Source organism: Geobacillus sp. B4113_201601, from assembly GCF_001587475.1.
In the GTDB taxonomy this organism is placed as follows: Bacteria; Bacillota; Bacilli; order Bacillales; family Anoxybacillaceae; genus Geobacillus; species Geobacillus icigianus.
The window spans coordinates 1-6,294 of the sequence record NZ_LQYX01000046.1 but is presented as its reverse complement, the minus strand read 5'-3'; the positions used below and the strand labels follow the sequence as shown (position 1 = coordinate 6,294).

5 protein-coding genes and 2 pseudogenes are annotated in these 6,294 nt (G+C 47.4%); 5 read left to right on the top strand and 2 right to left on the bottom strand.

Features of this window, described 5'->3' with window-relative positions; all coding sequences use genetic code 11:
- From B4113_RS20390 to B4113_RS07090, 5 genes and pseudogenes are all read left to right on the top strand, one after another.
- Window positions 1-450 (top strand): NAD(P)-dependent oxidoreductase (locus B4113_RS20390; RefSeq protein ID WP_304439352.1); only part of this gene is annotated, 450 nt, incomplete at its 5' end.
- A 1,130-nt stretch (window positions 451-1,580) separates the two neighbouring features.
- Complete coding sequence (locus B4113_RS07110) at window positions 1,581-2,126, top strand: hypothetical protein (RefSeq protein WP_061912374.1); 546 nt, start codon at window positions 1,581-1,583, stop codon at window positions 2,124-2,126.
- Between the two features lie 397 nt (window positions 2,127-2,523).
- Entirely contained in the window at window positions 2,524-2,772 is a 249-nt protein-coding gene (locus tag B4113_RS07105) for a hypothetical protein (protein WP_235597971.1), read from the top strand.
- Window positions 2,744-3,172 (top strand): annotated as a pseudogene (locus B4113_RS07100) (RNA-guided endonuclease TnpB family protein); the annotation flags it as partial. The gene B4113_RS07105 and the pseudogene B4113_RS07100, both read left to right, overlap by 29 nt.
- A gap of 785 nt (window positions 3,173-3,957) precedes the next feature.
- A complete protein-coding gene (locus B4113_RS07090) occupies window positions 3,958-4,470 on the top strand; it encodes an amidase domain-containing protein (RefSeq protein WP_235597970.1) in 513 nt (170 codons plus the stop codon).
- Between the two features lie 481 nt (window positions 4,471-4,951).
- Here the strand turns inward: B4113_RS07090 and B4113_RS18610 are convergent.
- Window positions 4,952-5,366, bottom strand: a pseudogene (locus B4113_RS18610) (transposase); the annotation flags it as partial.
- A 123-nt stretch (window positions 5,367-5,489) separates the two neighbouring features.
- A complete protein-coding gene (locus B4113_RS07085; RefSeq protein WP_061912372.1) occupies window positions 5,490-6,212 on the bottom strand; it encodes a lactate utilization protein C in 723 nt (240 codons plus the stop codon).
- Window positions 6,213-6,294: the final 82 nt, after the last annotated feature.

Sequence of the window (6,294 nt, the reverse complement as noted above, 5' to 3'; positions counted from 1 at the left end):
GCCGGCGTCTCGCGAAGCGGCCGAGACACGCCGTCGTTTTCGGCTGTTTACCGCCATGAAGAGGCGGGGGAAGCGCTTGCTCGCGCCGATTGGGTGATCGCCGCGCTTCCGCTGACAGAGGAAACGCATCATCTCTTTGATAAGACGTTTTTTTCCTGCCTGCACAATGCGGGCTTTATCAATGTCGGCCGCGGCGCCACGGTCGAGGAGGCGGCGCTTGTCGGGGCGCTGGAAAACCGAAACGTGCGCCTCGCCGTGCTCGATGTGTTTGAAGAAGAACCGCTGCCGCTGCACTCGCCGCTATGGGGTCATCCGCATGTCATCATCACTCCGCATATCGCGGCGCTCACCGCGGCCGAGGACGCCGCCCGCTCTATATTGGACACGCTCCGCCGCATCGAAACGGGCGAACCGCTTGCCAATGCGGTCGATGTGAGCCGGCAATATTGAACGGTATCCTACCTATTTCACAAAGGCTTTTTGAGCCACTTTTTGACCGGCACCACGAGCGACGGCCGCCTTTTTGGTCATCGCTCGTCCCTCTTTGGGACATTTGTTTTCATCCATGTCCAAACCTTTCACAATCCTTGGCTGATTAGGGCAGTGGGCGGTCCAATGCGTCCCACGTATAGTTGGCTGCGATGGGTCTTTGTCTCATAAAACAAGCCAATCGCTTGGCCGACGTTGGCGAAAGGGGAGCGGTGAAAAAATTTGTCCAATCGTGGAAAATACCGTTGATTTGGTAGATTCAGTTTTGTTATGATAAAAATAGGTTTATCACCACAACGTGTACTTGACAATTGAGACTTCTTTTCGTGTCAATATGTATGAAAATTGTTCATTTTCTGTTTTTTCTTTACAGGAGGAAGTATAGCATGTTTTTTGAAACAGTCAAGCACAACTTTTGGTGAAGAGCAATAGTGAAAGACCCCATGGGTTGGAAAGCGGAAAGACGAGAGCAAGGACGAGTGTCTAGCGTTGGCAATGTCCGCCTTTGCCAGTTCGAGTGTTTCCTTCTTCGCAATCTGTTCAAGACCGGTGATCCACGGGGAACTACCGCTGTCCAACATTACTTCTCAAATTGAAAAACTTCGCAACGATGTCATTTCATTTCTTGGGGCTTCTCATCAATCGAGCAAATCTGCGGTTTTTATCAGCCTTCTAAAAGGCCGTTCTAGGGCATGCAAGTTTCCCTGTATCGTGTTTTTATGGCATCAGCCCTTCTTTTCACATGTATTCATCTTCGAAGGAACATTCCTGTTTTCTAATCTCTTTCTTTCGAAAGGGAGTTCACGACTGTATATTGCGTTGGAGTTCAATGTTCCCGTAATCATAATCAATTTTGATAATCTGCTAAAAACGCGACTCGTTTCCACATCGCTTTGTGACTCCGCAACGACTACGGAATTCAACTTTCTGAACTAAGAATCCAGCCGGTTTACCTCACTAGCTAACTATACTACTGTCATTAAAAAGGGAGGTGATCCACGAGATTAAAATGGCTTCGCGTTGTGTTTCTCAACTGCATTGGTGTTGATATGATTGATGGAAAAAGGGAATAGCAAAGGAGAGTGAATGTTATGTTTCGCCCATTACAGTGGAAGCGATTGATCGCCTCGCTGATTGTCTTTGTCGCAGGACTAGCGAGCCTTTTTGTCTCAGGGGGGAGCACGGCTACAGCGTTCAGCTTAGTAGCAAGCCCTGCAAGTGACCGTGATCTTGTCGCTATACAGCAGACCATTGTTCAAGCTTTAGAGGCACGATGGCGTCTAATGATCGATCCACAGGTGAACATAAAATCGTTTTATGATCCGGACACTTCCGAACAAGAGGAAAGCCGCGAGCGTGCCTATGTGAGAAGACATTACTTGGAACCGGCTGCTCGTGCTGGGTTTCGATATACGAGTGTAAAGGTTCATCCTGTCTTCGAAAATGTTGAGATTAGCGGCAAAACAGCCAAGGTTCAGGTCTTCGTTTCAGTTGAGTACGAATCTATGTTTCCGGGATCAAATGAAGTCGTGATTACCAAGGAAGCGAACATTCCTTATTTCGCTACCTTGGCCAAACGGGATGGTCATTGGCTGATTGTCAAGGTGAGCGGTCAAGATACGTATTCGAAAAGATGATACGTATCACCGTCATTGGGATTTGGGAGCGAAGACGACACGGTTCCTCCATGTGACGGATTACTATTGGGTGAACTAACCTAAAAGGCGGTTTTCCTAGCGTCTACAGGTTTTCCAGTATCATTTCTCAAATAAAGAAACCTTGCAACCCCAATTATTCTTTTCACACCGTCGTTCATGGACTAGGGGAAACCGCTGTTATACAATCACCTGCTGCGAAGTGTGATGCTAGACTTCCATGACGAAAAAAATTTGTCACCATCGAAAGAATGAAAATACCTTTCCACATGTTCGAATTTGGGGAGTTTCATGATAGATCGTCCAGCAAAAATTCCGCGTGCTATGGACGTATTCCAACGCTGAGAGTTTTAAGTCTGTGGGAGCGGAGGAAGATGAAGTGCGCGTAGGCATCCCGTTGATGTTCATTTTTATGATGATTCTTTGCTCAGGATGTCGGCAACAACAGACTGTCCCTGGGTATGAAGATATTCCTTTGCATCCAAAAGCGAGCCAAATTCAATCGGTAGACGATAGGGTCGAGTTTGTCGTTTTGTCTTTGTCTGCCGATGAAATTGCTGACTATTATGCTCATGAGCTTGAGAAACGACAATGGATTCAAGTCCAAAAAGCTCCATATGATTCGTAAAATCGGGCGTAAAGAATCCCGTTGGATGAAGGATGTCAACCACAAAATCAGCCATCAAATCGTCAACTTTGCGCTCGCCAACGGTGTTGGCGTGATTCGGATGGAAGATTTGACGGGCATTCGGAAACGGGCAGCATCGCCCAAAGAAGCGGGGCGAAGCCTTCATTCATGGGAGTTTCATCAACTGCAAATGATGATTGCCTATAAAGCCGAAATGGCGGGCATTCGCGTTGAGTGGGTGAATCCAACCTACACAAGCCAAACGTGTAAATGTGGTTATCGAGAGAAAGCGAACCGAAACGGCATCCGCTTCCGATGCCAAAAGTGCGGATACACCCTCCACGCCGACTTAAATGGCGCCATCAACATCGCCAAAGCGATTTCGGGCTTCGCCGCCTAACCTAGCACACTGGTCACAGATGCGCCGCCCATTGGGGTACATCTTAACCCGATGGGACGGGGTGATGGCACACCCCTGAACTTGGGCGTTGTCCGAACCAGAAATGGATGAGGACGCGAACGACCCAAGAATCCCACGCCTTTAGGCGTTTGGAGTGTCAATTTTATGAAACTTAGATTTTCTGAAAAAAGTGGAATATTCATGAAGGTTCTCTTGTTAGTTATTTCATGGTTTATTATTTTATTCAGCTTGATGATTCAAAATTCTGATGCGTTCATTTATTGGTTTAATCCAAGCGTAGTATCAATTAGTGATGAAAGGTATTTTTATACTTTAGTTCCTACCTTTCTCAATATCCTACTTTTATTTTTCCAAATTAAGTTTTTGGGGGTTAGAGAGAGAAAAACAACTATCCACAAAATCTTGTTTGTTACGCTTATCATTAATAGTATATTGTTTCTATATTATGTTATTTACCAATTTTTCTGGCTCTTCACCAAAAGTTGTACTTGATTTTTTCATCCCACATCTTACTTATGCATCCACGAAAGAACGGGAAACCAATCATTTTTTGCCTACACCTGTTCAGAGAAGTGCACCGTCTGTCAAGTACACGTTGTGGTGATGAACCATTTTTCTGGTAAATCGAAAATTATTGGCGCGTTAACACAACATGTACATGGTAAGCGAGGTGTTTTCTTAATCCGTCAATCATGTATGATTTGCTGATTTTTTTCTATGGGTGCAAGTAAGACATGATCTGAGATAGTCAAGTACAACTTTTGGTGAATAGCCGGAAAATTACTAAGGATATCTATGATGAACTTGGCGCTCCCAACGAGTCTGCCATTAATGACCTAAACTATAATAAGAATTTTTATGATATGTTCAAGAAGAACAAAATTCCTGTAAAAGAAAAAGCTAAACTCTCAAAAAAGCTACAAGACTCAATATCTCAATATTCTGTAGATGAAACGCAAAATAGAACAAGTTTAGCGTCGACTCAAATGTTTTATTCGACAGCTATCGAATCGACATCTCTCGACAAAGCTGTTGAGTATGCTAGAAAATGGGCCTTATCCTACAATCCGGAATATAAAAAGTATGATAATGATTGTACAAATTTTGTTTCACAGATCTTATACGCTGCTGGATTCAAAACAGATTCTACATGGAAACCTTATACGAACGCTTGGATACAAGTAGAGGCATTTCATGATTATCTTGTTGACGTTATGAGTATAGTTCAGGAGATGAGGCTGGCAATGCGGCTAATAATGCAACAGTTGGTGATGTAATACAGTTCTATAATATCACAAAACTTCGATATTCTCACACCGTATATGCAACTAAGAGGGTATGGAGATCAGAGCGAGGAACTTATGACATTCTTTATTGTGGACATTCAAGTGCAAGACTTGATTATAGTTTAATTGATGCATTTGAGTCAAGCAGTTATTATACAAGATTAAGAGTGATTAAGATTTATTATGGACCACTTATTGCATAAGACAGGGTAGCGTCAAAAGTTTGATGAAAACTCCACACATGCCATCCCATGGAGCATCGTGAGGCATCCTAGGAGCCGGATTCGCCCTTGACCAACACCCGCCAAAGGTGAGAAAGCGTCGTCAAGGGCGACGGGGACAAAAAAGAGGGCATAGGAAAGCCGCCCTTGCCCTTGCCGCATTTTCCCCTTGGCGGTGTTCGGTTGGTCAAGGGTTCGCTTCGCCGAATCCGGCAGGAGTTCTGTTCAACGGGCTCCAGCGAACAAAAAAGTCAGGGCGCCTCTTGTTGGAGAAATGCTTGTGCCATGGCGATCCGTTTCGTCCACCGGGTTGGCACAGGCGGAAGATCCGCCAGTTCCGGGATGACGACCGGCACCCGGCCTTCGAGCGCGCTGTGTGGGCGCAGGAAGTTGAAATACGCCACAAACAGTGTGACAAAAAAGGACACCGAGCCTTCTTCCGCCCCAAATCCGTGAGTCGATCAGCAGCTGCCTTGAAACGTCCGATTGAATCGCTCAATGTGGTTTTGAGTGGACGGAACTCCTCGGACACCGGATCCTCGTTGGTCAGCCGATCACTTGGCGGACATCGAACAGGATCCCGTGCTGGGCAAAGAAGTGCTGCACCAGCAGGTAAAGGGGATTGTCGTCGACGACAAACGACAAGTCGTCTAGGATGGCCGGCAGCTATTGGACCGCGTTTGCCTCATTAAAAGCCGGCGAACCGCTTGCCAATGCGGTTGATGTGAGCCGGCAATATTGAACGAAAAAACGGTGCCCGACGAACAAAGAGGCACCGTTTCGCGTTGCTTACCGGTCGGTGACAATGATATACGCCGCTTTCATTGGCCCGTGGACGCCGACGACCAAGTTCATTTCAATGTCGGCGGAGTTGCTCGGGCCGGTGATGAAGTTGATGCATGACGGAACGAGGGCGCCTTGTTCAATTTGCTCGTGAATGAGCGCCGCCGCTTGCGTCATGCGCGGCACGATGGTGCTTTTCGGAACGATGGCGATATACGTCTTCGGCAGAAAGTGAATGGCCCGCCCTTGCCCGTTGCGGGAAAACAGCACGACCGTTCCCGATTCGGCGAGGGTGATGTCGCTAAAGGCGATGCCGACGTTCGCCTGTTCGGCGGCGTCAATGTTTTGGCGGCCGAGCGCCGGATTCCACACGTGAACGTCCGTTTGTTCCGCCGGCCATTCCTCCTGAAGCAAGGAGGACAGGCCATACTCGGCAAAGCGCGGATCGTTTGGCATGATGACCGGTCCGCCGCCGTAGGCCGACACTTGTCGCTTCAGCACGCCCGCCAGTTCGGCGCTTGTTGTCTCGATGTAGTCCGTATGAATGAGTGTGCACTGTTGGCGAAGCGCCTCCAGCAAGTCATCTTGACTATAGCCGGCAAACACCGTCCATTGCGGCGCATCATCCCATTGCGGCCGGGAGACGCCGGACAGGCGGGGGCTTCTTCCGAGACGCTCGGCGATCGTTTGTAAAAATGCGTCACGGTTTTGAATCGTACCACGCGTCATGATGGATTCCCTCCCTCTAGAAATGTTGATTTATCAAGGCTTTTCGGCCCCTCAGGGGTGTCCAAAAAATATTTTTCGACAA

Coding starts and splice junctions, on each gene's coding strand:
- B4113_RS07085 (WP_061912372.1), bottom strand. CDS start 6,212: ATGACGCGTGGTACGATTCAAAACCGTGACGCATTTTTACAAACGATC.
- B4113_RS07110 (WP_061912374.1), top strand. CDS start 1,581: ATGTTTCGCCCATTACAGTGGAAGCGATTGATCGCCTCGCTGATTGTC.